The 26,253-nt window shown below is 54.6% G+C and carries 29 protein-coding genes; 11 read left to right on the top strand and 18 right to left on the bottom strand.

Features of this window, described 5'->3' with window-relative positions; genetic code table 11:
• The first annotated feature begins 121 nt into the window (after window positions 1-121).
• Window positions 122-511, top strand: a complete 390-nt coding sequence (gene gcvH / locus KOI40_RS03015; protein WP_216095949.1) for a glycine cleavage system protein GcvH — start codon at window positions 122-124, stop codon at window positions 509-511.
• Window positions 512-642: 131 nt separating this feature from the next.
• On the opposite strand, the gene KOI40_RS03010 is transcribed toward gcvH, so the two are convergent.
• A complete protein-coding gene (locus KOI40_RS03010; RefSeq protein WP_216095948.1) occupies window positions 643-1,152 on the bottom strand; it encodes a flagellar basal body-associated FliL family protein in 510 nt (169 codons plus the stop codon).
• A gap of 97 nt (window positions 1,153-1,249) precedes the next feature.
• Between KOI40_RS03010 and KOI40_RS03005 the strand changes: the two genes are divergently transcribed.
• From KOI40_RS03005 to rsd, 4 genes are all read left to right on the top strand, one after another.
• Complete coding sequence (locus KOI40_RS03005; RefSeq protein ID WP_216095947.1) at window positions 1,250-1,750, top strand: disulfide bond formation protein B; 501 nt, start codon at window positions 1,250-1,252, stop codon at window positions 1,748-1,750.
• 51 nt (window positions 1,751-1,801) lie between these two features.
• Window positions 1,802-2,155 (top strand): CidA/LrgA family protein, encoded by a 354-nt coding sequence (locus KOI40_RS03000; protein WP_216095946.1) that lies wholly within the window; start codon window positions 1,802-1,804, stop codon window positions 2,153-2,155.
• Window positions 2,156-2,179: 24 nt separating this feature from the next.
• Entirely contained in the window at window positions 2,180-2,905 is a 726-nt protein-coding gene (locus KOI40_RS02995; RefSeq protein WP_216095945.1) for an LrgB family protein, read from the top strand.
• Between the two features lie 254 nt (window positions 2,906-3,159).
• Window positions 3,160-3,615: a sigma D regulator gene (gene rsd, locus KOI40_RS02990; RefSeq protein WP_216095944.1), complete on the top strand. Its 456-nt coding sequence runs from the start codon at window positions 3,160-3,162 to the stop codon at window positions 3,613-3,615.
• A gap of 30 nt (window positions 3,616-3,645) precedes the next feature.
• On the opposite strand, the gene KOI40_RS02985 is transcribed toward rsd, so the two are convergent.
• Window positions 3,646-5,124: an aminotransferase-like domain-containing protein gene (locus tag KOI40_RS02985; RefSeq protein WP_216095943.1), complete on the bottom strand. Its 1,479-nt coding sequence runs from the start codon at window positions 5,122-5,124 to the stop codon at window positions 3,646-3,648.
• Between the two features lie 116 nt (window positions 5,125-5,240).
• Here KOI40_RS02985 and KOI40_RS02980 point away from each other — a divergent pair, with 116 nt between their 5' ends.
• A complete protein-coding gene (locus KOI40_RS02980) occupies window positions 5,241-6,071 on the top strand; it encodes a PhzF family phenazine biosynthesis protein (RefSeq protein WP_216095942.1) in 831 nt (276 codons plus the stop codon).
• A gap of 113 nt (window positions 6,072-6,184) precedes the next feature.
• Here KOI40_RS02980 and bamJ read toward each other — a convergent pair whose 3' ends face one another.
• Window positions 6,185-6,901 (bottom strand): BamJ family beta-barrel-assembly machinery protein, encoded by a 717-nt coding sequence (gene bamJ, locus KOI40_RS02975; protein WP_233709883.1) that lies wholly within the window; start codon window positions 6,899-6,901, stop codon window positions 6,185-6,187.
• 515 nt (window positions 6,902-7,416) lie between these two features.
• Between bamJ and KOI40_RS02970 the strand changes: the two genes are divergently transcribed.
• A complete protein-coding gene (locus KOI40_RS02970) occupies window positions 7,417-8,553 on the top strand; it encodes a hypothetical protein (protein WP_216095940.1) in 1,137 nt (378 codons plus the stop codon).
• 85 nt (window positions 8,554-8,638) lie between these two features.
• On the opposite strand, the gene KOI40_RS02965 is transcribed toward KOI40_RS02970, so the two are convergent.
• Window positions 8,639-9,130, bottom strand: coding sequence for a TIGR02444 family protein (locus KOI40_RS02965; RefSeq protein WP_216095939.1), 492 nt, complete (start codon window positions 9,128-9,130; stop codon window positions 8,639-8,641).
• A 41-nt stretch (window positions 9,131-9,171) separates the two neighbouring features.
• On the opposite strand from KOI40_RS02965, the gene KOI40_RS02960 reads away from it, so the two are divergent.
• The gene (locus KOI40_RS02960) at window positions 9,172-11,082 is read left to right on the top strand and encodes an ABC-F family ATP-binding cassette domain-containing protein (protein ID WP_216095938.1); all 1,911 of its coding nucleotides are present in this window, start codon (window positions 9,172-9,174) and stop codon (window positions 11,080-11,082) included.
• 9 nt (window positions 11,083-11,091) lie between these two features.
• Here the strand turns inward: KOI40_RS02960 and KOI40_RS02955 are convergent, their stop codons facing one another.
• Entirely contained in the window at window positions 11,092-12,150 is a 1,059-nt protein-coding gene (locus tag KOI40_RS02955; protein WP_216095937.1) for a hemolysin family protein, read from the bottom strand.
• Window positions 12,151-12,351: 201 nt separating this feature from the next.
• Window positions 12,352-13,008, bottom strand: coding sequence for an isoprenoid biosynthesis glyoxalase ElbB (gene elbB, locus KOI40_RS02950; protein ID WP_216095936.1), 657 nt, complete (start codon window positions 13,006-13,008; stop codon window positions 12,352-12,354).
• A 165-nt stretch (window positions 13,009-13,173) separates the two neighbouring features.
• Between elbB and KOI40_RS02945 the strand changes: the two genes are divergently transcribed.
• On the top strand, window positions 13,174-14,031 hold the full coding sequence (locus KOI40_RS02945; RefSeq protein ID WP_216095935.1) for a universal stress protein: 858 nt from the start codon (window positions 13,174-13,176) through the stop codon (window positions 14,029-14,031).
• Between the two features lie 114 nt (window positions 14,032-14,145).
• Here KOI40_RS02945 and KOI40_RS02940 read toward each other — a convergent pair whose 3' ends face one another.
• The 7 genes from KOI40_RS02940 to ftsY form a co-directional block, all read right to left on the bottom strand.
• Window positions 14,146-15,258, bottom strand: a complete 1,113-nt coding sequence (locus KOI40_RS02940; RefSeq protein ID WP_216095934.1) for an OmpA family protein — start codon at window positions 15,256-15,258, stop codon at window positions 14,146-14,148.
• Window positions 15,259-15,994: 736 nt separating this feature from the next.
• Window positions 15,995-16,684, bottom strand: coding sequence for a tRNA (guanosine(46)-N7)-methyltransferase TrmB (trmB, locus tag KOI40_RS02935; protein ID WP_369413140.1), 690 nt, complete (start codon window positions 16,682-16,684; stop codon window positions 15,995-15,997).
• A 114-nt stretch (window positions 16,685-16,798) separates the two neighbouring features.
• A complete protein-coding gene (locus KOI40_RS02930) occupies window positions 16,799-17,173 on the bottom strand; it encodes a DUF423 domain-containing protein (RefSeq protein ID WP_216095932.1) in 375 nt (124 codons plus the stop codon).
• Between the two features lie 170 nt (window positions 17,174-17,343).
• On the bottom strand, window positions 17,344-18,198 hold the full coding sequence (rpoH, locus tag KOI40_RS02925) for an RNA polymerase sigma factor RpoH (protein ID WP_216095931.1): 855 nt from the start codon (window positions 18,196-18,198) through the stop codon (window positions 17,344-17,346).
• A gap of 206 nt (window positions 18,199-18,404) precedes the next feature.
• Window positions 18,405-19,451: a permease-like cell division protein FtsX gene (gene ftsX / locus KOI40_RS02920; protein WP_216095930.1), complete on the bottom strand. Its 1,047-nt coding sequence runs from the start codon at window positions 19,449-19,451 to the stop codon at window positions 18,405-18,407.
• Entirely contained in the window at window positions 19,426-20,118 is a 693-nt protein-coding gene (gene ftsE, locus KOI40_RS02915) for a cell division ATP-binding protein FtsE (RefSeq protein ID WP_216095929.1), read from the bottom strand. The genes ftsX and ftsE overlap by 26 nt, the downstream gene beginning before the upstream one ends.
• A 64-nt stretch (window positions 20,119-20,182) precedes the next feature.
• The gene (ftsY, locus tag KOI40_RS18330; protein WP_439653223.1) at window positions 20,183-21,217 is read right to left on the bottom strand and encodes a signal recognition particle-docking protein FtsY; all 1,035 of its coding nucleotides are present in this window, start codon (window positions 21,215-21,217) and stop codon (window positions 20,183-20,185) included.
• A 672-nt stretch (window positions 21,218-21,889) separates the two neighbouring features.
• On the opposite strand from ftsY, the gene rsmD reads away from it, so the two are divergent.
• Together rsmD and coaD are read left to right on the top strand one after the other, a co-directional pair.
• On the top strand, window positions 21,890-22,510 hold the full coding sequence (gene rsmD, locus KOI40_RS02905) for a 16S rRNA (guanine(966)-N(2))-methyltransferase RsmD (RefSeq protein WP_216095927.1): 621 nt from the start codon (window positions 21,890-21,892) through the stop codon (window positions 22,508-22,510).
• 209 nt (window positions 22,511-22,719) lie between these two features.
• A complete protein-coding gene (coaD, locus tag KOI40_RS02900; protein WP_216095926.1) occupies window positions 22,720-23,199 on the top strand; it encodes a pantetheine-phosphate adenylyltransferase in 480 nt (159 codons plus the stop codon).
• Window positions 23,200-23,334: 135 nt separating this feature from the next.
• Here coaD and KOI40_RS02895 read toward each other — a convergent pair whose 3' ends face one another.
• The 5 genes from KOI40_RS02895 to radC all read right to left on the bottom strand — a co-directional run bounded on the left by KOI40_RS02895 (window position 23,335) and on the right by radC (window position 26,075).
• Window positions 23,335-23,658 carry a hypothetical protein gene (locus tag KOI40_RS02895; protein WP_233709882.1) on the bottom strand — a complete coding sequence of 108 codons (324 nt, stop codon included), beginning with the start codon at window positions 23,656-23,658 and terminating at the stop codon, window positions 23,335-23,337.
• A 119-nt stretch (window positions 23,659-23,777) separates the two neighbouring features.
• Entirely contained in the window at window positions 23,778-24,593 is an 816-nt protein-coding gene (gene mutM, locus KOI40_RS02890) for a bifunctional DNA-formamidopyrimidine glycosylase/DNA-(apurinic or apyrimidinic site) lyase (RefSeq protein WP_216095925.1), read from the bottom strand.
• Between the two features lie 89 nt (window positions 24,594-24,682).
• Window positions 24,683-24,850, bottom strand: coding sequence for a 50S ribosomal protein L33 (rpmG, locus tag KOI40_RS02885; protein WP_216095924.1), 168 nt, complete (start codon window positions 24,848-24,850; stop codon window positions 24,683-24,685).
• Window positions 24,851-24,861: 11 nt separating this feature from the next.
• Window positions 24,862-25,098: a 50S ribosomal protein L28 gene (rpmB, locus tag KOI40_RS02880; RefSeq protein ID WP_216095923.1), complete on the bottom strand. Its 237-nt coding sequence runs from the start codon at window positions 25,096-25,098 to the stop codon at window positions 24,862-24,864.
• A gap of 302 nt (window positions 25,099-25,400) precedes the next feature.
• Window positions 25,401-26,075 (bottom strand): RadC family protein, encoded by a 675-nt coding sequence (gene radC / locus KOI40_RS02875; RefSeq protein ID WP_216095922.1) that lies wholly within the window; start codon window positions 26,073-26,075, stop codon window positions 25,401-25,403.
• Window positions 26,076-26,253: the final 178 nt, after the last annotated feature.

Here is a 26,253-nt window from a genome sequence, read left to right as displayed (position 1 = left end):
CCCCAAAGGCTGCCGGTCGTTCCACCACGGCGGAAAAGTCGCTAAACTACGCGCCTTTGGCAATAGCGCCCGACCTGTGGCCGAACCCGTTTATTACGATTGATAATTGAAGGAAAGCACCATGAGTGAAGTTCGCAGTGAACTGAAATACCTGTCCAGCCACGAGTGGGCCCGCGTCGAAGCCGACGGCACTGTGACCATTGGCATCACCGACCACGCCCAGGACAGCCTCGGCGACGTGGTTTACGTCGAAACTCCCGAAGTCGGCAGCACTGTGACTGCAGGTGAAGAAGCCGGAGTGGTGGAATCTGTAAAAGCCGCGTCTGACATCTACTCGCTGGTCAGCGGTGAAGTGATCGCCATCAACGAAGCTCTGGAAGAGACTCCTGAGATTGTTAACGAATCCCCTTACGACGACGGCTGGTTCTTTAAAGTGAAGCCAAGCGACCTGAGCGATCTGGACAATGCTCTGGATGCCGATGGCTATCAGGCCATTTGCGACGAAGACTGATCGCTCACGATCCGCACGGCAGTTCAGTCTCTGACTGGGCTGCCCGCCTCAAGAACTGAATCGCGGCGCGGTAACAAGGTGAATTGCCCAAGGGGCAAGAGAGGGTAGCCTGGGCTATCTTATCCGGCCTGTCAGTTCTGCAAGATCAACTGATTGAAGTACACCCCGATCAAATCCAGCTCGCCATCTTCCTCGACCACCAGATCCTGAATCGCCTGAAAGGCTTTCTGTCGCAACAGCTCCTTGCCCTCCTGAGTTTCGAGACTTTCCTGCGTTTGCTTGCTGAACAGCAAAATCAACTGATTGCGAATATAGGGCATGTGATGACGAATAGAATTGACGTCTTGCGGGCCACCCACGCGCACCGTCAGCTCGGCCTTGAGGTAGTGCAGGCGTCCCAGCGCGCCTTCGGGGTTACCGTAGTTGACCACAAACGGCGGTTTCAGTGGCAGATAGATAGAACCCGGTTCGGCTTCCTCTTCCTGCCCGGCATCGGTTTCCGATTCCGCTTCATCCTGCGCCCACGCCGGCGACCACATTACCAGCGGCAGCACCAGTAACATCAGCCTGAACAGATTTTTCTGCACCTTCAAAACACCACTCCCGTAAACCTGAATCCATATTGCGGCCGGATCACCCATTTGCGGCCGGCATTTCTTGAGTTGCCGGGCAAATTCCCCTAGTGTAGCGGCTCACCCATTCTGTAGCCCCTCACCACATATCGGGGATGTGACCACCGTGAGTATCCGCAACACGTTATCTATCCGCACAACCTATCTACTGATCTTTTTCGGCTGCACCGGCTTAAACTTGACCGCACTTTATTTTCAATACGGTATGGATATGCATCCCTGCCCACTGTGCATCACGCAGCGCATCTTTGTGTTTGCCGTCAGCCTGTGCGCCCTGCTGGCCGCGATTCATAACCCCGCTCAACTGGGACGTCGCATTTACTCCAGTCTGGCCATTATTGCTGCCGGGTTTGGCCTGTCGGTTTCCCTGCGCCATGTCTGGTTGCAGAGTCTGCCGGAAGATCAGGTACCTGCGTGTGGTCCGGGTCTCTCCTATATGTTTGAAAACTTCCCGCTGGGCGATGCCGTCAATCTGCTGCTGCAGGGCGACGGCAACTGCGCTGACATCTCGTGGACTTTCCTCGGTTTGAGCATGCCAGCCTGGGTCGCCGTGTGTTTTGTCGGCCTGATCGCCCTGAACCTCTGGCAGATGTTTCGCAAGGGCTAATGTTTCACAAAGGCCTGATCGCCCTGCGCTGCCGGTAAGGAGCACACTTCTATGCTGAAAGGTATTATTGTCCTGCTGTTTTTTCAGCTGTGTGGCGAAACACTGGTCGCACTTTTACACAGCCCCATCCCCGGCCCTGTGGCCGGCATGCTATTGCTGTGGCTGGCGCTGGCCATTAAAGGCGGCCCGTCCAAAGAGGTGGATGAGGTCAGTCAGGGGCTGATCCAGTACCTGAGCCTGTTCTTCCTGCCCGCCGGTGTCGGCCTGTTTTTTTTACCAGACAGTATCCAGCGTTACTGGCCAGCGGTTATCGCGGCCATGGTGGCAGGTACCTTTGTCTCCATGCTGTTCAGCGGCTGGCTGATGAAACGCCTGTCCGGCAAAAACTCTTCCGGCTCAGCCTGATCCGATTGCGACGGTAAAGATCCCATGCACGATTTGATTCAACACCTGCTGGACTTCGGCAACAGCCTGATCCACAAACCACTGTTCGGCCTGTTGCTGACCCTGGTGGTGTTTCAGGCATCGCTCTGGTTTTACAACGCCTGCGGTCGTCGGGCGTTTGTTCATCCGGTGGCGGTCAGTTCGGTAACCATTGCCGCTTTGCTGAAGTTTGGTGATATCCCCTACCGCGAGTACGTACAGGCCAATAACCTGATTTACTTTTTGCTGGGGCCGACCACCGTGGCTCTGGCGATTCCTCTCTATCGTGAGTTCCACCATATTCGCAGACTGGCCCTGCCAGTGCTGCTGACTGTGCTGCTGGGCGGTATCTTTGCCGCAGCCAGCGCTGTGGGCATCGCCTGGATGATGGGCGCCAACGAACAGGTGTTGCTGTCTCTGGCTCCCAAGTCGGTCACCACCCCCATCGCCATTGGCATTGCCAACAACATCGGTGCACTGACTACCCTGACCACCGGCGTAGTGGTGTTTACCGGGGTGATCGGTGTGCTGCTCAGCCCGGTGGTGTTTTACTTGCTGCAACTGCACGATCCGCGCGCTCAGGGCGTTGTGCTGGGTCTGAATGCCCACGGTGTTGGCACCGCGCGCAGCTTTGAACTCAGCGCCACCAACGGCGCATTCGCCACTCTTGCCATGGGTCTCAATGGCGCCTTTACCGCTTTGACACTGCCCTACATCGTGCCGCTGTTCTGAGCCTTTTTCCCGCCGCAAATACCGGCGCGACTTCAGGCGACAGCTTACAATTCTTTGGAAACAAGGTTTCAGAATTGCGGGGCACATTTCGCTTGCCGTGACCTTCAGGATCACATATCTTGGACTGAACGGTCACAAAAAGCGGCGACCAATAACAATAAACCGCAACATTAAACGGGTAGAACTTGCATCTTCCCCTGGGACAAGATGTCACTAAAAGCCCATTAGTCAGATGAAAGAAAGGATGTACTGCCATGCTAGAGAACTGCGAGTCGGCCAAAGAGCGTTGGGGCGGAGTCAGCAACATCATCGACCGCTGGTTGCAAGAGCGTCAGGCACTGTTGGTTCGCTATTGCAGTCTGACCGAATCACCCGATAAGGAACCGGCCCCGGAGTGGGTTCAGGAAGTCTGTCAGCTGCTGGTGGATTATGTGTCCGCCGGTCACTTTGAAGTCTACGATCAGCTGGTGAAGGAAGCGCGCGAATTCGACGACGAAGACGCCCTCAAAGAAGCCCGCACCCTGATTCGCACCATCGATCTCACCACCGAATACGCGCTCGACTTTAACGACAAGTATCTGGAAACCGATGATCTGAGCACCATCTCTGCGGATCTTTCCAAACTGGGCGAAGTGCTCGCCAATCGTTTTGAAGCCGAAGATCGCATGATCGAAGTGCTGCACACTTCGCACAAGGATCTGGTGACCTGATCCGAAGATCAGAGACCCTGTCCCCATTCTCTAATCAGACTTTCCCGATGGATAACCCGCCAGGCGTCCGAGACTTCTCAGGGCGCCTTCCAGCTCTTCGGTCCAGAGCTGGGCCACACTGATCCGCAGACAGTATTCCAGCCCCTGCAAACCAAACACCTGCCCCGGCACAAAACAGATTCCCTCTTCCTGCGCCATATCCAGTAACGTCAGCGTATCCGGCCCGCTGTTGGGCAGTGAAATCCACACCACAAACCCGCCCTGTGGACAGGTGGCATGGGTCCCCTCCGGGAAAGCTTCCGCCACCACGGTCAAAGTGCGTTGTATGTTGCTTCGATACACTCGCCCAACTCGCGCCAGGTGTTTATCAAAGTGTCCGCTCTTCAGATAATCGCGCACCTGCAATTGTTGCAATGTGGAAGTGCCAGTGGTGCTGGCTCGCTGCCGCTCCATCACCCGCAGGCGATGTTTACCGGCGGCCACCCAGCCCAGCCGCAATCCTGGCGACAGGGATTTTGAAAACGACGAGCAATAGATCACCCGGCCGTCCCGATCGAAAGCGCGCAAGGGTCTGGGCCTGGGTTTAGGTCGCTGAAGATCCCCTGTGCCAGCCACACCCTTAGCCTCTGCTTTTTCCATCAAAGTCCCATGGGCCAACTCACCGAAGATATCGTCTTCAATCAGATAGAAATCATGTTGCTGCGCCAGAGCGACCAACTCCTTTCTGGCCTGCTCACTCATGCACGCCCCGGTGGGATTACTGAACGAAGGGGAACACAGACACACGCGGATCGGCCAGCGTTGCAAGGCCGCTTCCAGAGCCTGTACATCCAGCCCGGAAACCGCATCGGTGGCAATGCTCACAACCGTGAGTCCGAGACTTTCGAGTGCCTGCAGAAAACCGTAATAACAGGGGGTTTCCACGGCCACCACATCACCGGGCCGGGTGAGTGACTGCAGCGAGATCAGCAGGGCTTCCTGACAGCCGTTGGTGATCACAATCTCCTCGGCGTCCACCCGACAGCCACTGGACAACATGCGCTGGGCAATCAGGCGACGCAGTTCCTGATCGCCGGGGGATGGATACAGAGTGAGGCTGTCGTTAAATTGATGACGCAACACCCGATTGGCTGCGGCTTTCAGCTGCGCTGCGGGCTGGAGTGCCGGTGACGGCACCGCCAGATCAAAATGAATACGTCCGGGCTGGCGGTTTTGCGCAAAGATCCGGGCGATGGTATCGCTCATTTGCAACTGCGTTGGCTGACTGCCCCGATTGGGTTCCGGCGTTTGTATGTGAGGCTGAGACGGCACCGCCACGTAGATACCCGACTTCTCCCGCGTGGTTACCAGACCCGTCGCTTCCAGATGCTGATAGGCACTGACTGCCGTGGACACACTCACGCCACGCTGCCGCGCCAACTGTCTCACTGATGGCAGCCGCTCGCCCGGGCGATACACCCCCTGCTGAATATTGGCCACAAGATCATTGGCCAGACGTTGATAGAGCATAAAATACCGCCGGCAAAACTGTACTGGTCTGTTTTCACTAAAATTGTATCTGTATTGCTTAAGAGCTGCCAGCTACACTGCATTGTGAAATCAATTGAAGATACAAGGCCCATCCCATGAAGCTACCCATCTATCAAATCGATGCCTTTACCCGCGAACGCTTTAAAGGCAATCCGGCAGCAGTGGTTCCGTTGACCAACTGGCTCAGCGATGCGCAGCTGCTCCATATTGCGGCCGAGAACAATTTATCCGAGACCGCTTTTTACGTGCCCGCCAACACCGGCAGCGTCGATGATCAGGGCGAGAGTTTTGACTTTGAGCTGCGCTGGTTTACCCCGACACATGAAGTGGATCTGTGCGGACACGCCACTCTGGCGGCGGCATACGTGCTGTTTAACAAGCTCGATGATGCCAACACCATTACCGAGCCCGCGATTCGCTTCCACTCCCGCAGTGGCATTCTGACGGTAGAGCAATCCGGCGATGGCCTGACCATGAACTTTCCTTCACGCCCGGCCGTACCGCAGCCGGTCACCGCCGATATCCTTCAGGCACTGGGGCTGGAGTCGGTGAGTTTTTCCGGCAAGTCCCCCCGGGACTGGTTACTGGTTGTCGACAGTGAAGCTGCCGTGGCTCGCCTGAAACCCAATCTGCATCTGTTGGCAGCGGCCTCCGAGGCGCCTGTCATTGTCAGTGCACCGGGCGAGCAGTGTGATTTCGTTTCCCGCTTTTTTGCGCCGGGGCTGGGCGTTGATGAAGATCCGGTGACCGGTTCAGCTCACTGCACACTGACGCCTTACTGGGCAGAAGTTCTGGAGCGAGAGGATTTGTCCGCCCGGCAGATCTCGGCTCGCAGTGGCGAGGTGCAATGCCAGCTTGAAGGTGATCGCGTGTCTCTGACCGGACAAGCGGTGTGCTATCTGCAAGGCTCAATCGACATTGAGTAAAATTTCCAGCAGAGTTTGATCAGACCCATCAACAAAAAAGGGCCGACGATGTCTCGTCAGCCCTTTTTGTTTTTTGCTTCCGGATCAGAAACCCGGCGAATAATCACTGTGGCTTATTTGGCCGCCTCTTGAGCATTCGCACTCAGCAGTTCAATTTCAAACACCAGAGTCGCGTTGGGGCCAATCTGACCACCTGCGCCACCGGAACCGTAAGCCAGATCAGACGGGATATACACTTCCCACTTCGCGCCCTCTTTCATCATCAGCAGCGCTTCGGTCCAACCCGGAATCACTTGAGTCACACCAAAAGTCGCCGGCTCGCCACGCTTATAAGAGCTGTCGAACTCAGTCCCATCAAGCAGGGTGCCTTTGTAATTTACGGAGACCTGGCTGTCACGGGTTGGCTTGGGCCCTTTGCCCTTGGTCACAACCTTGTACTGCAGTCCGGATTTGGTGGTTTTTACACCGTCTTTTTTCGCATTGGCTGCCAGAAAGGCTTTGCCTTCTTTTTCGTTGGCGTCAGCGATTTCTTTCATGGCTTCGTTGTGTTTGGCTTCCTGCTGGGCCTGCAGAGCGCGCATGGTCTCCTGCATGTCTTCTTCACTCAGCTTGGGTGCTACACCCTTCTGAGCATCGGCCATGGCCTTGGCGAACACTTCGGGATTGATGTCAATCTGTCCCTGCTGGAAGCGTTCAGCCGTTTTGTAGCCGAAAACATAGCTGGCACGGTCAGTCAGGGATTCAAGTTTATCCGCCATCACCTGCTGGTTCAGCCCAGCAACGAACAATGCTGTGGCTGCCGTACTCATCAGTATTTTTTTGGAGATCATAAGTTTCTTCCTGTTATTCATCCATCCGCCCCTGAGAACGAACCTGTTATTGCTTTACAGTTTTGCTATCCAGTTCGATAGACCGCTTAAACCGGCAGTGGTTCAGCCGCCAGCGAGAAATCCCGCTCATTTACGGGTCACCGGGGTGTATCGGACCCTTGTGGCAACATCCTCTGCCAACATGCTGATGTCTGACCGACCACCTGATTTCCAGCAAATCGAGAGTGCCGAGAAACACGGTGAGCAACCATACTACATTAACCTGGAGCGCTGCGGCAGGCGTCTTTTTCCATTTTTGCGGCTTTCGTTGTCTTCTCTTGCAGAGTTATTATCTCGCCGCAAAGACGCACTGTTTTAAAGCAATACATCCAATCTGTGGCTTTTGGATAAAAACAATCCATTTTACTGAAAAAAATCTGACTTTATCTTAACCAAAGCATACAATTTTCCAGCAAACGTGGGTATTATCGCGTCGAATAAATTTACCCGACTTAACCCTTAGAGGAATCGCTAATATGGCAGCTCGCAAAAAAGTCAAAAAAGCCGTCGACCCCATTGTCGATCTGGAATCTCAAATTGCAAAATTGACCACTGAATTGGAAAAAGCCCGCAGCAAAAAACTCGCTGACGCAGAAAAAGCAGTTGCCGCAGCCAAAAAATCCAATGCTGCCGCCCAGAAAAAATTAACCACCCTCAGCAGCAAGCAAGCCACTGCCCAGACTGCTGCCAAAAACAAAAAAACAGCCGCTGCCAAAGAGCGTCTGGCAAAAGCCAAAGCCGATGTTGCTGCTCAGAAAAAACTGGTTGCCGAAAGCAAAGCCGCCATTGCCGATACCAGCGCAGAACTGAAATCCCTGAAAGAAACTGCCAAGCTGAATGCCGCTATCGCTGCAGCTGCCAGCAAAGTAGAAAAGACCCTGACCGCCGCTGCCAAGAAGAAAGCCGCCGCTGAAGCCAAGAAAGCCAAAGCCGCTGCTCAGAAAAAGGCCAAGGCAGAAGCTGCCAAAGCCAAAGCAGCTGCCAAAAAAGCCGCAATAGCCGCCAAGAAGAAAGCCCAGGCAGAAGCCGCCAAGGCCAAAGCCGCCGCCAAAAAAGCCGCACTGGCTGAGAAGAAAGCTGCAGCCAAGAAAAAAGCCGCTGAGAAAAAGGCCGCTGCCAAAGCCAGCGCCAAAAAGAAAACCGTAGCCAAAAAAGCACCGGCCAAGAAAGCCGAAGCCAAGAAAGCCCCCGCGAAGAAGACCGCGGCCAAGCCTGCAGCCAAGAAAGCGGCGCCTAAAAAAGCGGCCACCGCAACCAAAGCGACCACCAAGAAGGCCGCTCCGAAAAAAGCCGCTGCCAAACCGGCCGCCAAGAAAGCAGCCCCTAAAAAAGCCGCTGCCAAGCCTGTAGCCAAAAAAGCTGCTGCCAAACCTGCAGCTAAAAAAGCGGCTCCTAAAAAGGCCGTGGCGAAGAAACCTGCCGCACCTAAAGCGGCTGCCCCCAAACCGGAAGCCAAGCCAACTCCAGCAGCAGAAGTTAAACCTGCCGCAGAAGTAAAACCAGCACCTGTAGCACCTGCCACTCCAGTGACTCCTGCTCCAGCGCCTGCTGCTACTCCGGCTCCGGCAACCAGCGATGCGCCAATCAGCCCAAGCCTGTTCGGCGACGAATAAGCTTAACTGATCAGCATCAACAGACCGCTGCGGTGGTCTATCTCAATTGAGGTAGATCCCCCAGCGGTTTTTTTATGGCTGACGTTTACCCGGCACGCCACAGGGTCACAATGCGCGTAAGCTGTTGATACTCCGGTTCTTGAATGGCCAGAAGTTGCGAGAGATAGGTGGAAAAGCCGTCTGGGGTCTCGCAGGTAACGTCTTCTGCCGCCGGGCTGTTACCGGCAAAGTCATCACTGATTGACTGCAATACCTGAAACTGCCGTTGTTCTGCCTGTAACTCCCAGGCTTTAACCGCTGACCGCAATCCCAGCCAGGGTTTGCGTTTCGGCAGAGCCCTGCGCACGCTCCGTAAAGGCCCCACCAGCCAGCGCTCGGCTCTTTGACTGCTGACTACGCCCTGTTGCCATAATCGTTTATCGAACGATCGCAGCTGCCCGTCCAGCCACAAGGCCCACAACAGCAGATTCACAATGATGCCTCTGTGATCCTGCAAATACAGACACAAGGCCTCCATTTCCGGCTGGGCATAGATGGATAAACTAAATTCCCACAATGATTCGGGAAAAGGATTCACAGGGCACCCTCATGGCTGACACGGCGTGATAGAATGCCGCCATGATTACATTACACGACCTGAACTTACAACGGGGCAGCAAGATTCTGCTGGAAGGTGCCTCGTTGCGTCTGCACGATGGCCATAAAGTCGGATTGATCGGCGCCAACGGCACCGGCAAATCCACACTGTTTAAAATGCTCAGCGGCCATATTGCCCAGGACCAGGGCGAGTGCTCGATCCCCTCGGGCTGGCGCATTGCTCATATGGCCCAGGAAGTGTCACACAGTGATCGCTCGGCGCTGGATTATGTACTCGATGGCGATACGGAATTTCGCCGTCTGCAGACCGCCATTGCCGAACAGGATCACGACGACGGTGAAGCTCTCGCCAAACTCTACGCCCAGTTTGAAGTGATTGATGGCTACACGGCCGAAGCCCGTGCGCAGGAGCTGTTACACGGACTGGGCTTTGCCAGTCATGAAACCACAAAACCGGTCAGCGATTTTTCCGGCGGCTGGCGCATCCGCTTGAATCTGGCACAGGCACTGATGTGCCCCGCCGATCTTTTGTTGCTGGACGAACCCACCAACCACCTGGATCTGGATACCACCTGGTGGCTGGAACAGCGACTGCAACGCTTCAAAGGCACACTGTTGATCATTTCCCACGACCGGGATTTCCTCGACAACACCGTGCAGCACATTGTGCATATCGAACGTGCCAAGCTGGAACTCTACAGCGGTAACTACTCGGCCTTTGAACGCCAGCGCAGTGAGCGTCTGGCACAGCAGCAACAGATGTTTGACCGCCAGCAAACCCAGATCGCCGAGATTGAAAAGTTTGTCGCCCGTTTCCGCGCCAAGGCCAGTAAAGCCAAGCAGGCGCAAAGCCGTCTGAAGGCGCTGGAACGCCTGGAAAAAATAGCTCCCGCCCACGTGGACTCACCGTTTCAGTTTCAAATTCCCTGTGCCGAGAAAACCTCGCATCCGCTGCTGCAGATCACCGACGCGCAATTGGGTTACGGCGACAAGGCCATTCTGAAAAACGTCAACCTGAGGGTGGAAGCCGACAGCCGACTGGGCCTGCTGGGCCCCAACGGTGCGGGCAAGTCGACCCTGATCAAATCACTGGTGGCCGAACTGTCGCTGCTTTCGGGAGAGCGTACCCGCGGTGAACATCTGGCCATCGGTTACTTTAACCAGCACCAGCTGGAAGCCCTCGACATGAATGCCAGTCCGGCGCTGCATATCCAGCGGATTTCGCCCACCGCCCGAGAACAGGAAGTGCGCAACTTCCTCGGCGGATTCGGTTTCCATGGCGATCGCGCTTTCGAAGTCATCAAACATTTCTCCGGTGGCGAAAAAGCCCGACTGGCACTGGCACTCATTGCCTGGCAAAAGCCCAACCTGTTGCTGCTGGATGAGCCCACCAACCACCTGGATCTGGATATGCGCGAGGCTTTGACCCTGGCACTGCAAACCTATCCCGGCGCCGTGCTGGTGATTTCCCACGATCGACATCTGCTGCGCAATACGGTCGATGACTTCCTGCTGATTGCCGACGGCAAGGTAGAAGTATTCAAAGGCGATCTGGAAGACTACCACCAGTGGCTGGCTCAGCGGGAAGCCCCTGCTGAAGACAAACCCGCAGACGAGACAGGCAACGGCGACAAGGTCGATCGCAAACAACAGCGCCAGCATGCCGCAGAATTGCGCAAGCAGCTGCAACCGCTACGCAAGAAAGTGCAAGCCGCCGAGCGGCAGGTGGACAAGTGGCAATCGCAGATGGATGAGCTGGAAAACCAGCTGGCCGATGGATCTCTGTACGACGCTGAACGCAAGGACGATTTGCAGGCGTTGCTGAAACAGCAATCGGATTGTCGGCAGAAACTGGACACGGCCGAAGAGGAATGGATGACCCTCAGTGAAGAGTATGAAGCACTGGAACAGGGGTTAAAGGAGAGCAGTTAAGGTCATCCGCTAAGAAGAGCTGCCCTCGACATCAACCCCTTTGCTGTTGGCTTTTTTGCGCAGCAGCCTGCTCGCCTCTTTTTGCATATCCGTCACCCTGTCTTTCTCGTCGATAATTTCGAAACCGAGCAGGGTTTCGATAATGTCTTCCATGGTAACGATACCACCCACACTGCCGTATTCATTGACGATCAACATGATGTGAGAACGCTGCGGCGCAAGATCCTGAAACAGCTGATACACGGTGGTGTTATCAATAAACACCGGCAACCTGCGGCGGTAGTTTGCCAATACCGAAGCTTCGTTCCCCCTGGCCTGGGCCAATAACAAATCACTCTTGATGACGTAACCAGTGATATTGTCTTTATCCCCCTCGTACACAGGGATACGGGAAAACGGCTCCTGCTGATGCTTGTGAAAAAATTCCCCGACGGTCATATCCACAGACAAGCTGAACAGAACCGTCCGCGGCGTCATGATTTCTCGCACGGTGACATCGCGAATAAGCAGCAGGTTTTTCAGGATGGCGACTTCTTCATTCGATAATGCCCCCTGCTCTGACCCCAGATCGGCCATGGCGGAAAGCTCATCGCGACTGAAACCATCGAGCACTTCGTCGGACTTCAAGCGGCGAGTGATAAACTCTGACATCACCACCAGTGGCATCAGCAGGATCACCAGATACTTCAAGATGTAGGCGGTGGCGGGAGCCAACTGGCGGGCGTAGTGAGCACCGATGGTTTTGGGGATAATTTCTGACAACACCAGAATCAGCAGGGTCAGAATGGCTGAGACAACTCCCAGAGAGGCACTGCCGAATATTTTGGTCGCCTGTGCACCGGACCCGGCAGCACCAATGGTGTGGGCGATGGTGTTCAGACTCAAAACGGCTGCCAGTGGTCTGCTGACATCGGCTTTCAACTGCTTGAGGATAGCTCCGGACTTCTTGCCTTCCTGTTCCAGCACCGCCACCTGGGCACTGCTTAAACTTAACAGGACGGCTTCTACCACCGAACACAAAAATGAAACACCGATGGCGATGAATATATAAACCATCAATAAAGCCATGAGTATTCCTTTTTTGGCTGTTGGAAACGTATCATGTCAGTTACAAGTACTACTTATAAATACTCCGTTACAAGCAGTACGTTAAATGGACCGACATCAGTGTACTACGTTAGCAGTGCAAGGCATCCAATGTAAAACACCGAATGCCTGGATTGGGATGTACCTGAAGTAAAGTGTCAGCAAGGCATGAACCGCCAGATGTCAGGCCATTGCCAGAACTTTATCCACCAGTTTAGTGATGCCAGAAGCCGCTTCGCGGATGCGTCCGGCCATCATATAAGCCGAGGTGGTCACCAGTTTGTTGGCTTCATCCACAACAATTTCGTCTACCTCAGATGCCACGTGCTGGCCGCCCATGGTTTCAATGGCCGCAGCGGTATCCGGATCCTGACCGATGGTGCATTTGACACCTTCACCAAAAATCGCAGTCGCCAGAGTCGGGGCAATACAGATCAAGCCAACGGGCTTGCCTGCCGCTTTAAAGTTCTGCACCAGAGACAGCACCGAGGGTTCTACCGACATCTCTGCGCCTTTTACCGCAAAATCACTGAGGTTTTTGGCCACACCAAAACCACCCGGCATAATCAGAGCATCAAAGTCATCGGCGTTTGCCTCTTTGATCTCTTTGATCTCTCCGCGGGCCAGACGTGCCGCCTCTACCAGTACCTGGCGGGTTTCGCCCTCTGCGACTTCTCCGGTCAGGTGGTTGACTACATGCATCTGGGGAATGTCCGGCGCAAAGCACTGCACCTGGGCGTCCGCTTGATCCAGCGACAACAGTGTAATTACAGATTCATAGATTTCAGAGCCGTCGTATACCCCGTTTCCGGCCAGGATCACCGCTATTCTTTTTGACATAAAACAAGACCTCTTTGTGTTTTTTCCATCAAAGGCGATTTTCGCAGTTTAGCTTTTCACACCCATTTCCAAATATGCCATATTGTAGAGGCTGGAGTCTGTTAACACTAATTCAATCAGTCCGTGTTAACAGCCCCTAAAGCCACTTACCAAGGAGGCAAGGCCATGGCAACTTTACTCGTCATCGTTGACCCCAGTTTCAACGATTTATCCTCTCTCAAACGTGCTGAACAGCTCGCCATCGATACCGGCGCCCAACTACACCTGTTTTGCTGTGATTATATGCACGACATTTCGTCCTATACATCCCGTAAGGAAGCCAAGTCCTCCACTCTCACTGCCAACAAGGCCCAACTGGAAGCCCTGGCAACACCACTGCGACAGGAAGGCATTGCAGTCACCACCGAGGCCTGCTGGAACAGCCATTGGCAGGAAGCCGCTGTTCACGCCAGCAGCCGTGTTGGCGCTTACCTGATTTTAAAATCGTCTCCCATGAAAGCACCCGGCGCGAAATCAGAATCTGATGTCCATTTGCTGCGCAAAGCCAGCTGTGCCGTGTTGCTGGTGCGTGATCCCGCGCCCTGGACTCATCAGCGAATTTTGGCAGCTATCACGCCGGACAGCGACGACAGTGGGCACGATCTGCTCAATAACCAGATCATTACTCAGGCGCATCGCCTTGGGCAGGCTACGCAATCCACTGTCCACTGTGTCACAGCTCTCGAGCAGCAACTGCAAATTGTCGATATGTTTATTTTACTGGCGGACAGCCATCTACCCGACGAGACGGAAGTGCACAGCAATGAAGAACACATCAGTCAGCGCTTTGGTGTGCCACCCGAACAGATACACATCCATCAGGGCAATCCCAGAGAAGTGATCTTGCAGGCGGTTGAGGATTTGCGGGTCGATGTGCTGATTATTGGCACTGTGGCACGTCACGGTGTTAAAGCCGCATTAATCGGCAATACCGCAGAAAAGCTGTTGAGTGTTATTGATACGGATATTTTGGTGGTTAATTAAACAGGACATGGCGGTTTCTGCCCCATTCAGCATTTATGAAACATAAAAAAAGCCGCTCGTGTAGGAGCGGCTTTTTTGTGCCCCGAAGGGCACGACTTACGCAGGAATCAGGAATTAACGAGTTTCCATTTTCTCTACGCGGGCTTTGATTTCCGCAACCACTCGACGGTTGTGAGCACGGCCTTCTTTTGTGCTGTTATCCGCGATGGGCATGGTTTCACCATAGCCTTTAGAGTTGATGCGATCTGAAGAGATGCCATATTTCTGAAGCTCGGCTGCTACAGCTGCTGCACGACGCTCAGACAGTGCCTGGTTGTAAGACGCGGCACCACTGGAATCGGTGTGGCCCTGAACTTCAACCTCAACACCTTCGTACTGATTCATGAAGTCAGCAACTTTCTTGATCTCATCGTTGTATTCAGATCTGACGACAGAGCTGTCGTTGGCAAATTCAATATCAATTTCCAGCGATACGGCTTCTGCCAGTTTCATTGGACAGCCTACTTCATCTACTTTCAGACGAGAGTCGGTTCCCGGACACTGATCTTTGTAATCAGCCACACCATCACCATCGCTGTCGAGAGGACAACCTGTTGCGTCAACCGGCGCACCTGGAGGCGTATTCGGACAGGCATCAGACTCATCCGGCACACCGTCGCCGTCACTGTCTGGAGGTGTCGGGCCCGACACGTCACCAATCAGGAAGCTCACGGCCAGCTGGGCAGCCATATCCGTCATTTCCTCATCCAGGCTGTTGAACGCGCGGATATCACCACGAATGTTAAAGTGCTTGCCGATCATGCGCTTAACACCAATACCGAGGTTCACACGGGTTTCGTCCACTTCCTCTGTGCCATCGTCAAAATCAAACGAGTTTTCACCAACACCGGCAACGATGTAAGGGCGCCAGCCGCCACCTTCGGTCAGGTGGTAAAGCATATCCAGACGGTACTCTTCAGAGTCATCGCCAATAACGGAGGGATCTTCGAAGTCGAGATCTTCCGTTTGTGTCCACCAACCTTCTACCGTCCAGGTGCGGTTCAGAGCGAAACCCAGACCAACGCCGTAAAAGCCTGCATCATCCAGATCGCGGTCTGTATCCCAGACGTTGTAACCGCCGCCACCCATGATCTCGATATGGCGACCATCCTCAGCCAGCGCCATCGGCGCCGAGATCGCACAGCTCAAGCCAATGGCTGCGGCTAATTTTTTAGTTGTAAACTTCATGGTATTGCTCCTTGCCTCTAGAACTTGTCGGTAAAACGTTTTGCACAGGTCGTTTCAGAACTGCCGAACTCCGCTGTAAACGTTGTCTTTTGCTCAGACTAACCGATCTTTAAAGATCGTGACTTAGTTATAGACCGAACAGCGGAATTTTCCTATTTAATCAGTGATATTTGTGTCCCTGCTGATGGTTCTTCACACTAAAACTGAAGTTTAATCCTCTTGAATACGGTGTAACACGGTTATTGGATTTGCATAAGGCTTCGATACTTTTGAAAACAGTAATCTTCACGCCAAAACTGGCACTTGCTGCCTCGCCGTATTTGGCCATCGGACTTTAGACTCCGCTTTAACGTCGTGCCAGTTTATTACTGCTTTTTACACTTCAAATTCTAGGTTGCTCAATGATTGTTTGCCCTGCCACCACACGGGGAGAATACCTGTAGCACATAATTTGTCGCATTACTTTTCTTCCAAAGGCATTTTCATAATCTTCAAGCACTAAACTGCACACGCTAAATGTCTACAGTATAGACCGTTAAAGTCGTGTACCTGTTAAATATGAAATACCGCGATACGTCCAGAATGACCAAGCTGCTTGAGATGCTCTACAAAAACGATTTGCCGTAGCCGATTCCTGGACTTAATTCGCGAAAAACCAAGAGCGTCGAAGCCCCTTGAGAAAACAAGTCACATTACAGCCGCTGAAACAGGTGCAATACCGTATGGGGAAATATCATTAAGCGGTTTTTTCAAACATCAAATCCCAGACACCATGCCCCAGTCGCTCGCCCCGTTTTTCAAACTTGGTAATGGGGCGATGTTCCGGACGCGGAGAGAAAAGAAAATCACCGGCAAGGTTTTTAATGCCATCGGTCGCAGACAGCACTTCCATCATGTGATCGGCGTAGGCTTCCCAATCGGTGGCCATATGAATCACACCGCCGGGTTTCAGCTTGGTTTTGATTTTTTCCACGAATGCGGGCTGCACAATACGACGTTTGTGGTGCTTTTTCTTGTGCCAGGGGTCGGGGAAATACAACTGGAAACGATCAAGGCTTTCATCGGCAATGCAATCGTCCAGCACATCAATGGCATCCGCCATATAAACTTTCAAATTGGTCAGCCCCGCTTTGCCGGCATTGTTTATCAAACAGCCAACACCCGGCGGGTGCACTTCAATCCCGACAAAGTTTTTATCGGTCTCATTTTCTGCCATGGTGAACAGTGAATCCCCCATGCCAAAACCAATCTCCAGCACCAGCGGGCCGGACTGCGGAAACGCCTGTTCCAGATCCAGTGCGCCATCGAACAGACTCAGGCCATACTCTTTCCAGTAATTGTCGAAGGCATTTTTCTGACCCACGGTAATACGACCACCGCGAATCACATAACTGCGTATGGCTTTCTTTTTAAACTCTGGTTTTATATCAAATGTATCGGTCATGAGCGCAGACGCAGCCCCTTACAAGCTTTCAACAATTCAGTTAAACATTAATGATTAACAGGCTTTAATTTCAAAAAATCAGCAGTCTTCAGGACGCTACGGCAGACGCCAGGCCGCGATCACTAGCATTACCCAGCCGGCCATAAAGCACAGTCCGCCCAGCGGCGTAACCGGACCGAGCCAGCGGGGGCCACCAAAGGCCAGCGCGTAGAGGCTGCCCGAAAACAGCACCATGCCCGCAATAAAAGCGTAGCCCACCCAGTGGAACAGTGACGCTTCGGGACTGCGAAGCAGTACCAAAGCTACCATCAGTAACGCCAGGGTATGGTAAAACTGATACTGAACACCGGTCTGAAATGCGGCCAATAACTCCGGGGTAATCTTCCCCTTCAATCCGTGAGCTCCGAATGCACCCAGCATCACGGCCAGCAAACCACTCAGTCCCGCAATCAGAAGAAAGGGTTTCGCCATAGTGAACGCTCCACAGAAGGTGTCGTGTATCAAAGGGAATTGAACTGCAGGCCGCACTAGCCCGACATGAAATTGCCGCGTATTGTAGTGCGCGAGGCGCTAAAAGGACAGCGGGGACAAAAAAGCCGCAACAATTGCGGCTTTTTAGAGGTTGGGGTCGAAGCTGGAGATCAGGCTTCCATGGAAACCCGAACTTTCTTCATGGCGTTCTTTTCGAGCTGGCGAATACGCTCGGCAGATACACCATACTGCGCGGCCAGATCGTGTAGGGTGGCTTTTTCATCGTTCAACCAGCGCTGCTGCAGAATGTCACGGGAGCGCTCATCGAGACCGCTCAGTGCAGCCGTCAGACTGTTCACACTGCTTTCTTCCCAGTCTGCGGCTTCAAGCTGCATGGCGGGATCAAAACGCTTGTCTTCGAGGTAGTGGGCCGGTGCCTGATAGGCCGTTTCGTCATCGTCATCCGAGCCCGCATCAAAAGCGGCGTCGTAAGCAGACAGACGACCTTCCATCTCGCGCACGTGCTTGATGTCGAGATCCAGATCTTCAGCGACGACTTTGGCTTCGTCATTGCTCAACCAGGCCAGACGTTTTTTGGCGCCGCGCAGATTGAAGAACAACTTGCGCTGAGCCTTGGTGGTCGCGACCTTCACAATGCGCCAGTTGCGCAGAATGAACTCGTGCATTTCGGCCTTGATCCAGTGGACGGCAAAAGACACCAGACGCACACCCTTTTCCGGGTTGAAACGTTTGACGGCTTTCATCAGGCCGACATTGCCTTCCTGTACCAGATCAGACTGGGACAACCCATAACCGGAATAGCCCTTGGCAATGTGAACCACAAAGCGCAGGTGAGCCATAACCAGACGACGGGCCGCCTCGAGATTTTCGTGGTAATAAAGCTCTTCTGCCAGCTGCTTTTCCTCTTCTGCGGAAAGCACGGCAAAACCGTTAACGGCCTGAATATACGCATTCAGGTTAGCCCCTGGTGCGAGTACCCCGACAGGCTGTAAGCCTTTTCCCATGATGGATGTTCTCCGGTTGTATCTATCGTTTATTACATCTTACTGCCAGCCCAGGGGCTGACCGTATAAAACAGTGCTTCCCAAAGAAGCCGACTGAGTGTAGCACTCCTTTTGTAAGAGTGCTAATTCTCCAAAAAGTTCAATGAAATCGAAAGATAACGCCCAATAAGTAAGTGGTTACACACCTTAAGAGCGTTAACGTTCCTTTACTGGGGTTCAATATCCCCCAAATGGCGCCCGACGGCAAGCCAGGCGCCCAACCAGCCCACCAGAGCACCGCTGACAATCAATAACAGACCACCGCCAAAGCCCAGCCCCTGAAGGTGGAAATCACTCTGATAGCTATCAGCCAGCATGGCCACCGGACCGGACAACAGCAGCAACAGCAGCGACAGCAGAACCATCGCCAGTACGCCGCCACCCAGTCCATACCACAGTCCGGTGTAGAGGAACGGACGGCGGACAAAGGCATCGGTGCCCCCCACCAGCTTGACGATAACAATCTCGTCACGGCGACTTTCGATCGACAGGCGTATGGTGTTGCCAATCACCAGCAGCACGCCCAGCGCCAGCAGCCCGCCCAGAGCGATCGCCAGCTGCTCGCCCAGCTCCAGAATCTGATGCAAACGTTCAATCCAGGCTCGGTCGAAGACGACGTCATCCACCAGGCCCTGCTGCCCGAGGGAGTCCCCCAGCGCACTCAGGGCCGCGGGGGCAGCATCTGTGGAAGGCGTCAGCAATAGCGTCGGGGGCAACGGGTTGGTATCCAGTGAGCGCAGGGCATTGCCCATGCCGGATTCCGTTTCAAATTCTTTCAGGGCGTCTGCGGCGGAGACGTAGGCGACGGTATCGATATCGTCGCGGGACTCCAGGCGTCGCTGGAGATCGGCAATCGCCCGCTCGGTCGCTCTGGGATTCAGGAACAGGGTAATTTGCGGGGCACCGTCCCAACGCTGCCCCAAGGACTGAATGTTATCGAGACACACCAGCAAGGTGGCGGGCAGTGCCAGTGCCACGGCAATCACCAGCCAGGTCATCAGGCTTTGCACCGGTGCGGCCAACATACGCTGCAGGCTGTCGCGGGCGCTGGACTGGTGGTGTGCAAGATACCCCTGCCAGCGATCCTTCCAGCCGGTTTTATAGACTTTGGCGCCACCCCTGACGTTTTTGCCGCCCGGCTTGGCAGCGCCTCTGCTGGCTCCTGCAGCAGCGGGAGCAACGCGGCTGTTAGACCGTTTCTGCGTTCGCTGCATGCTGCAACACTCCATCGTGAGCCAATTCACCATTGGCCAGTCCCAATACCCGCTTGTTCATCCGGCGAATCAAGGCCAGATCGTGACTGGCGACCATCACCGTGACGCCGACATCGTTGAATTGCTGAAACAGGGACATGATCTCCGCCGACAGGGCCGGATCGAGGTTGCCCGTGGGCTCATCCGCCAGCAACAGTTTGGGCTTGTTGACCACGGCCCGGGCGATCCCGACCCGCTGCTGCTCGCCGCCGGACAGTACGATGGGGTTCTGCTTTTCTTTGCTCAGAAGTCCCACCTTATCCAGTGCCGCGCGCACTCTTCGGCCCGCCTCGGCCGGGTTATACCCTTCGATCACCAGCGGCAGAGCCACGTTGTCATAGACGCTGCGGTCAAACAGCAGTTGATGGTTTTGAAACACCACCCCCACCTGACGGCGCAGCTGGGGAATCTGGCGGGACGTCAGACGATTCAGATTCTGATTGTTGACAAACACCTGCCCCTGGGAGGGACGCTCCATCAACATGATCAATTTCAGCAGGGTACTTTTGCCCGCCCCCGAATGCCCGGTGAGGAACACCATCTCGGCGCGGTCTATTTCGAAGCTCAACCGGCTCAGGGCTTCATGCCCGCCGGGGTAGCGCTTACTGACTTGGTCAAATCGAATCATAACGCCTTCACTGGCGGGTTATTCCGCACTGGTTTCTGGGTTTATCAAATTCTACGGTTTCAAATTACGTCGTTTCATTAAAGAGCGCCTGGACAAACGCCTTGGCGTCAAACTGCTGCAGGTCGTCCACGCCCTCGCCCACACCGATAAAGCGCACCGGCAGACCGAACTTCTGGCTGAGAGCAAAAATCACCCCGCCCTTGGCGGTTCCGTCCAGCTTGGTCAGGGCAATACCGGTGACACCAGCAGCGGCGATAAACTGTTCGGCCTGATTGAGCGCGTTCTGCCCGGTGCCGGCATCCAGGACCAATAAAACCTCGTGGGGGGCAGTGACATCGAGCTTCGCCATCACACGCTTGACCTTGGCCAGCTCATCCATCAGATGGCCCTTGTTGTGCAGACGACCGGCGGTATCGGCAATCACCACATCAATGTTGCGCGCCTGAGCAGAGGCAATGGCATCAAAAATGACCGAGGCACTGTCTGCCCCCGTGTGCTGAGCCACAACCGGAACGTTATTGCGCTCTCCCCAAACCTGCAACTGTTCCACCGCTGCAGCGCGGAAGGTATCCCCAGCCGCCAGCATGACGTTTTTCCCTTCGCCCTGCAGTCGCTTGGCCAGTTTGCCAATGGTGGTGGTCTTGCCCACTCCGTTTACACCGACCACCAAAATCACGGCTGGCTGCTTCTCCGGCAGTACCAAGGGCTCCTCCACCTTCGCCAACAAGTCCGCCAGCGCGGCTTTAAGGGCATCGTAGAGCGCCTGGGAGTTGGCTAATTGCTTGCGGGCCACCCGGTCGGTGAGGTTATCAATGATTTCTGTGGTCGCATCCAGCCCCACATCGGCCACCAGCAGCTGGGTTTCAATCTCTTCCAGCAGATCGTCGTCGATCTCTTTCTGGCCCAGAAACAGGTTGCCCAGCCCCTCGGCAAAATTACTGCTGGTGCGTGACAAGCCCTCACGCATACGGGCAAAGAAGCCACCTTTCGACGCGGGTTTGTCTTTTTCCGTGCTTTTGTTGTCAGAGCTGGTGCTGGCAGTGTTTTCTTCTGCTTCTGTGGTTACTGCCGGTTGTGTTTCGACAGGTTCACCCGCCACCGAATCACTGACGGTATCGACAGGGGTTTGTTCACTGACATCGTCAGATGTCTCTGCTGGCGTATCACTGCTGCGCTTTTTAAAGCGGGCGAAAAAACCACCCTTGCTGGCCTTGTCGTCTTCTTTGGAATTCTCTTCTGCCTTGTCCGAGACTTGGTCACTGACCTCAGCGGACACAGCCACGTCCTCCGCGGATTGAGATTCTTGTCCCGGCTGCACAGCTTGCGCATTTTCAGAGGACTGAAGCTCGTGGGTATTATCAGAGGTGTGAGGCTCGTTTTCAGACGGCTGGGGCTTATTTTCCGAAGGCTGAGGCTCATGATTTGAGGGCTGAGGCTCATTCTTTGAGGGCTGAGACTCATTATTTGAGGGCTGAGGCTCCTTCCCGCCTTTTTTGAATCGCTTAAAAAAGTTACTGCTCACTGTACATTTAACCTCAAACCGTCCGATAGACCCGTGGCTTTCACAAGCGCCCGGGCATTCTGTATGCTGAAAGCCGGGCATTTTACCGGCATACTGCGCTTTGTGGCAGTCCTTGTCGTGGAGTCGCTGCTTCTGGTCTCAAAACCACAGCGACGAATGACCCGACACAACGCCTGATATCGCCACTAAAAACCTGATGACTGCGCGCATCCTACCACACAAACCAGAGCACCCACCCCGGAGACCTCGTTGAACAAGCCCCGCCATCGCAAATCCCCGCCAAGGTCACAGACCCAGGCAGAACCCCGTCAAACCCTGAGGATTATCGGAGGCCAGTGGCGAGGCCGGAAACTGCCGTTTGTCGGTGCCGAGGGCCTGCGCCCAACTGGCGACCGCATACGCGAAACCCTGTTTAACTGGCTGATGCCCGATTTGCCAGGCGCGCGCTGTCTGGATGTATTCAGCGGCTCCGGTGCGCTGGGACTGGAAGCCCTGTCTCGCGGTGCAGAGGCAGCCACGCTGCTCGAACTGAACACCCAGGCGGCCACCCAAATTGAGCAGAACCTGAGGCTGCTGCAAAGTGACCGGGGACGGGTGGTGCGGACTGACAGCCTGAGCTGGCTGCAAAACAAAAACGATGGCTCCCCCTATGACGTCGTGTTTTTGGATCCACCCTTTCAGCAGGATCTCTGGCAGGCGGCGATTGAGGCTCTGGAACTCAACGGCTGGCTCTCCCCAAACGCGGCCATCTACATTGAAACCCCCAGGAATGAACCGCTCTGCACGCCGACTCACTGGCACCTCCACCGCGAGAAACACGCGGGCAGCGTCAGCTTTCGCCTGTTTTATCGCGATTCAGAGGCCCCCTGATGAGGAGTTTTCCACCCGAATTCGTACCGGAATCGCCATTTTGGGCCAGTTTTTCAGTGAAATAGTCCGAGTAGGTTTTGTACTGTTCGCGCAAATTGTTTACCATCGCGCCTCTTTATTGCAGGTACCAGCGTTATCAGCGGGTTATCGGCACACTAGAAAACGGGTTCCCAACGAGTAAAAGCCCGCCCAAACAGTGAGAGAATCCCATGAAACACGTGGTTTACCCTGGCACCTTTGATCCCATCACTAACGGTCACATCGACCTGGTCGAAAGGGCTTGCCGCCTGTTTGACAAGGTCACTGTCGCCATTGCGGCCAGCACCAAGAAAAACCCCCTGTTCACCCTTGAGCAGCGCGTTGAGCAGGTCACCAAAGTTCTCGCCCATCTGGACAATGTGGAAATCTGCGGCTTCGATATTCTGCTGGCCGATCTGGTCAAACAAAAGCAGGCCAATGGCGTCTTGCGCGGACTGCGCGCGGTATCGGATTTCGAATACGAATTTCAGCTGGCCAACATGAATCGCGCCCTGATGCCGGATATGGAGAGTCTGTTTTTGACCCCGGCAGAGCACCTGTCCTACATCTCTTCATCGCTGGTACGGGAAATTGCCTCTCTGGGCGGTGATGTCTCGAAGTTTGTCCACCCCATCATTGCCGCAGAGCTGAAGCAGAAATTCGGTAACTAATCGTCTCTGAAGCCTGCACCATCCTGTGCGGCTTAACGCAGAAAGTAAAAACACAAAAGGCGCCCTGTTGAACATGCGGCGCCTTTTTTGGGTTGTTTGGTTTTAACGGTGGCCGTTGCCGACCCATCGTTTTAATCAATCGTTGTCGACCCGATAGCCGGATTGGGTACAACCCAGACAACGGAAGAAGGTGTTTTCCGCCGGCCCTACCACCAGAGTGTCTGCCGCCTGCATGGAGTTACCCGCTGCCAGGGAGAAGGGCAAGGACACCAGCCATACCGCAGAGCCCACGGCAGTGGTCGCCAGCATAAAAGGTCTCACCAGAACCAGGTCGCCGGTCATCGCCAGTGCTGTAGGCTTCTCATCGACCGTATTCACACCGCCGGCCAGCGTCAGAGGACTTACCGCCATCAGGGCGGCCAGAGCGGTGGCTTTCCACCAACGAGTTTGCTTCAACACAGGATTCTCCTTATTCATTCCATTCTGTCGCGGTCTGGCGCCTGCCGTATCAGCGAAAACACGCCACCCTTTTGCTTATAACCCAGTTAACAAATGCTTATAACCTATCCATTGTAGCCCTAGCGCTGACAGCTCGTACAGTACACAGTCGACCTTTGTCCCAGTCGAATCTCTTTCAGGGGCTTTTTACAGTTCTGACAGGGCTCTCCCTGACGACCGTACACCAGCAGCTGCTGCTGGAAATACCCGGGCTTGCCATCACCGCCGACAAAGTCCTTGAGGGTGGTGCCGCCCTGCTCAATCGCCCGCGCCAGCACCTGCTTGATTTCACTGACCAGGCGCTCCATCGCAGCCCTGGAGACCGTCCCGGCAGCCCGCGTTGGCCGGATACCGGCGGCGAACAAAGCTTCGTTAGCGTAGATATTTCCCACGCCGACCACCACCTTGCTGTCCATGATGAACGCCTTGATGGCCTGCTTGCGCTTGCGCGAGCGACGGTACAGATAGTCGGCATCAAACAGATCTTCCAGCGGCTCCGGCCCCAGATGCCCCAACAGCTCGTGCTCCGGCAGCGGTGCCGAAGTCCACAGAACGGCGCCAAAACGCCGGGGATCGTTCAGTCTCAGCACACACTTTTCGCCAAAGTCGATATCCACATGGTCGTGATAACCCGGGTCTTCGCGGCGTTCCACAATGCGCAGATTACCCGACATGCCCAAGTGCACCAGCATATGTCCTGTAGGAAAGCGAAGAAGTAAATACTTACCCCGGCGAGCCACACCCAACAGTTTGCGCCCGATCACCTGCTCGGCCAGGTCGGCAGGCACCGGCCAGCGCAGCTGGGGCTGTCGCACCACCACGGCCTTCACGGTTCGGTTAACAACATGAGGCGCAATGCCCCGACAGGTGGTTTCAACTTCAGGTAATTCAGGCATGGCGTATCCCTGGTTTCGTTGTTATCAGCCCAGACGCAAAAAGCCCGACACTAGGCCGGGCTTTTCTGAGGCAATCAAGTAAGGGGGTCTTACTTAATTTTGCCTTCTTTGTACATCACGTGCTTGCGAGCAACGGGATCGTACTTTTTCATCTCCATTTTTTCAGGAGTGTTGCGCTTGTTTTTGTCGGTCGTGTAGAAGTGACCAGTACCAGCGCTGGAGTTCAAACGGATTTTTTCGCGTGCACCTTTAGCCATGATTCAGTTCCTTATACCTTCTCGCCGCGTGTACGGATTTCAGACAGAACGGTTTCGATACCTTTCTTGTCGATAATACGCATACCTTTAGAGGAAACGCGCAGTTTTACAAAGCGCTTCTCTGACTCAACCCAAAAACGGTGAGAGTGAAGGTTTGGCAAAAAACGACGCTTAGTGTGGTTTTTTGCGTGAGATACATTGTTACCGGTAATTGGACGCTTACCAGTTACCTGACATACCTTGGACATCTTTATTGCCTCATCTTTAAACGGGTCATTGCTGCCGGACAGCAATTATTAATTCTTTAATCAAAAAACGGCGACTTTAAAGGCCTTCAAACGGGGCGAAATCCGCCGCAAAAGCGCGTCGGCTGGAGCCCTGATTCAAGCAGCCAGCCTAAAATTCATTTGGGCCAGTCACAGAGAGCGGCGTTTTATACCAGAACAGGTAGGCAATAGCAAATATTCGCTGTTTTTTTGTGCAACTTTTCGCAGGCAACCATTCCCGCCCAGCGCCGTTAAAACACCCTCCAGCCCGCCGGGGCTCTGGGCTAGAGCAGTCCCCGCTCGGCAAATGACAGAACTTCGGCCTCACCCACCACCATGTGGTCCAACACCCGGATGTCCACCAACCCCAGCGCCTCCTGCAGGCGCACGGTAATGCGCTTGTCGGCCTGACTGGGCTCGGCAACCCCGGAGGGGTGATTGTGAGCGAGAATCACTGCCGCGGCGTTGTGCGAAAGCGCCAGTTTGACCACTTCCCGAGGGTAGACACTGGCCGCATCGATGGTGCCCTGAAACAGCTCGTGATACCCCAGCAGGTGGTGCTGGTTGTCCAGCAGCAGAACACTGAACACCTCTCGCGGCTGATGGCGCAGCTCAGCGCGCAGGTAATCTTTGACCATCCGCGGGTTCTCGAACCCCTGCCCCTGCTCCATCACTGCGGACAAATGCCGGCGCCCCATTTCGAGCACCGCCTGTAGTTGTGTGTACTTGGCGTCCCCCAGGCCATGGGCTGCGCAAAACCCCGCGCGATCGGCCTCCAGTATCTGTCGCAGGCCGCCAAAGCTGTGCAGCAGCTCGCGGGCGAGATCCACCGCCGACTTGCCGGCACAGCCCGTGCGAAGAAAGATCGCCAGCAATTCCGCATCGGACAGGGCTTTGGCCCCTCTGGCGAGCAGTTTCTCCCGCGGCCGCTCCAGTGATGGCCAATCACGTATGCTCATGCTTCACTCCCTGTGTCTGTGACTCTGTGCGTGAGATTCCTGTGCGCCAGAGCTCTGTGCCGGCCAGTATCCTTGGCCATAATATGAAGAAATAATCGGGTTCCACGCGCCTTAATTTTGACCGCTGACTTCATCGAAACCCGCGGCAGTGGTATCTTAAGCGCCATTTATCCCTCTC

The sequence above is a fragment of the Pseudomaricurvus albidus genome, from assembly GCF_018863235.1.
GTDB lineage: Bacteria > Pseudomonadota > Gammaproteobacteria > Pseudomonadales > Cellvibrionaceae > Pseudomaricurvus > Pseudomaricurvus albidus.
The sequence above is the reverse complement of the archived record's forward strand: the minus strand, read 5'-3'. Positions and strand labels throughout refer to the sequence as shown.

Bases quoted from the DNA above. Each gene is read 5' to 3' on its own strand.
- gcvH (WP_216095949.1), top strand. From the start codon at position 122: ATGAGTGAAGTTCGCAGTGAACTGAAATACCTGTCCAGCCACGAGTGG.
- KOI40_RS03010 (WP_216095948.1), bottom strand. From the start codon at position 1,152: ATGGGTGATCCGGCCGCAATATGGATTCAGGTTTACGGGAGTGGTGTT.
- KOI40_RS03000 (WP_216095946.1), top strand. From the start codon at position 1,802: ATGCTGAAAGGTATTATTGTCCTGCTGTTTTTTCAGCTGTGTGGCGAA.
- KOI40_RS02995 (WP_216095945.1), top strand. From the start codon at position 2,180: ATGCACGATTTGATTCAACACCTGCTGGACTTCGGCAACAGCCTGATC.
- rsd (WP_216095944.1), top strand. From the start codon at position 3,160: ATGCTAGAGAACTGCGAGTCGGCCAAAGAGCGTTGGGGCGGAGTCAGC.
- KOI40_RS02985 (WP_216095943.1), bottom strand. From the start codon at position 5,124: ATGCTCTATCAACGTCTGGCCAATGATCTTGTGGCCAATATTCAGCAG.
- KOI40_RS02980 (WP_216095942.1), top strand. From the start codon at position 5,241: ATGAAGCTACCCATCTATCAAATCGATGCCTTTACCCGCGAACGCTTT.
- bamJ (WP_233709883.1), bottom strand. From the start codon at position 6,901: ATGATCTCCAAAAAAATACTGATGAGTACGGCAGCCACAGCATTGTTC.
- KOI40_RS02970 (WP_216095940.1), top strand. From the start codon at position 7,417: ATGGCAGCTCGCAAAAAAGTCAAAAAAGCCGTCGACCCCATTGTCGAT.
- KOI40_RS02960 (WP_216095938.1), top strand. From the start codon at position 9,172: ATGATTACATTACACGACCTGAACTTACAACGGGGCAGCAAGATTCTG.
- KOI40_RS02955 (WP_216095937.1), bottom strand. From the start codon at position 12,150: ATGGCTTTATTGATGGTTTATATATTCATCGCCATCGGTGTTTCATTT.
- elbB (WP_216095936.1), bottom strand. From the start codon at position 13,008: ATGTCAAAAAGAATAGCGGTGATCCTGGCCGGAAACGGGGTATACGAC.
- KOI40_RS02945 (WP_216095935.1), top strand. From the start codon at position 13,174: ATGGCAACTTTACTCGTCATCGTTGACCCCAGTTTCAACGATTTATCC.
- KOI40_RS02940 (WP_216095934.1), bottom strand. From the start codon at position 15,258: ATGAAGTTTACAACTAAAAAATTAGCCGCAGCCATTGGCTTGAGCTGT.
- KOI40_RS02930 (WP_216095932.1), bottom strand. From the start codon at position 17,173: ATGGCGAAACCCTTTCTTCTGATTGCGGGACTGAGTGGTTTGCTGGCC.
- rpoH (WP_216095931.1), bottom strand. From the start codon at position 18,198: ATGGGAAAAGGCTTACAGCCTGTCGGGGTACTCGCACCAGGGGCTAAC.
- ftsX (WP_216095930.1), bottom strand. From the start codon at position 19,451: ATGCAGCGAACGCAGAAACGGTCTAACAGCCGCGTTGCTCCCGCTGCT.
- ftsE (WP_216095929.1), bottom strand. From the start codon at position 20,118: ATGATTCGATTTGACCAAGTCAGTAAGCGCTACCCCGGCGGGCATGAA.
- coaD (WP_216095926.1), top strand. From the start codon at position 22,720: ATGAAACACGTGGTTTACCCTGGCACCTTTGATCCCATCACTAACGGT.
- mutM (WP_216095925.1), bottom strand. From the start codon at position 24,593: ATGCCTGAATTACCTGAAGTTGAAACCACCTGTCGGGGCATTGCGCCT.
- rpmG (WP_216095924.1), bottom strand. From the start codon at position 24,850: ATGGCTAAAGGTGCACGCGAAAAAATCCGTTTGAACTCCAGCGCTGGT.
- rpmB (WP_216095923.1), bottom strand. From the start codon at position 25,098: ATGTCCAAGGTATGTCAGGTAACTGGTAAGCGTCCAATTACCGGTAAC.
- radC (WP_216095922.1), bottom strand. From the start codon at position 26,075: ATGAGCATACGTGATTGGCCATCACTGGAGCGGCCGCGGGAGAAACTG.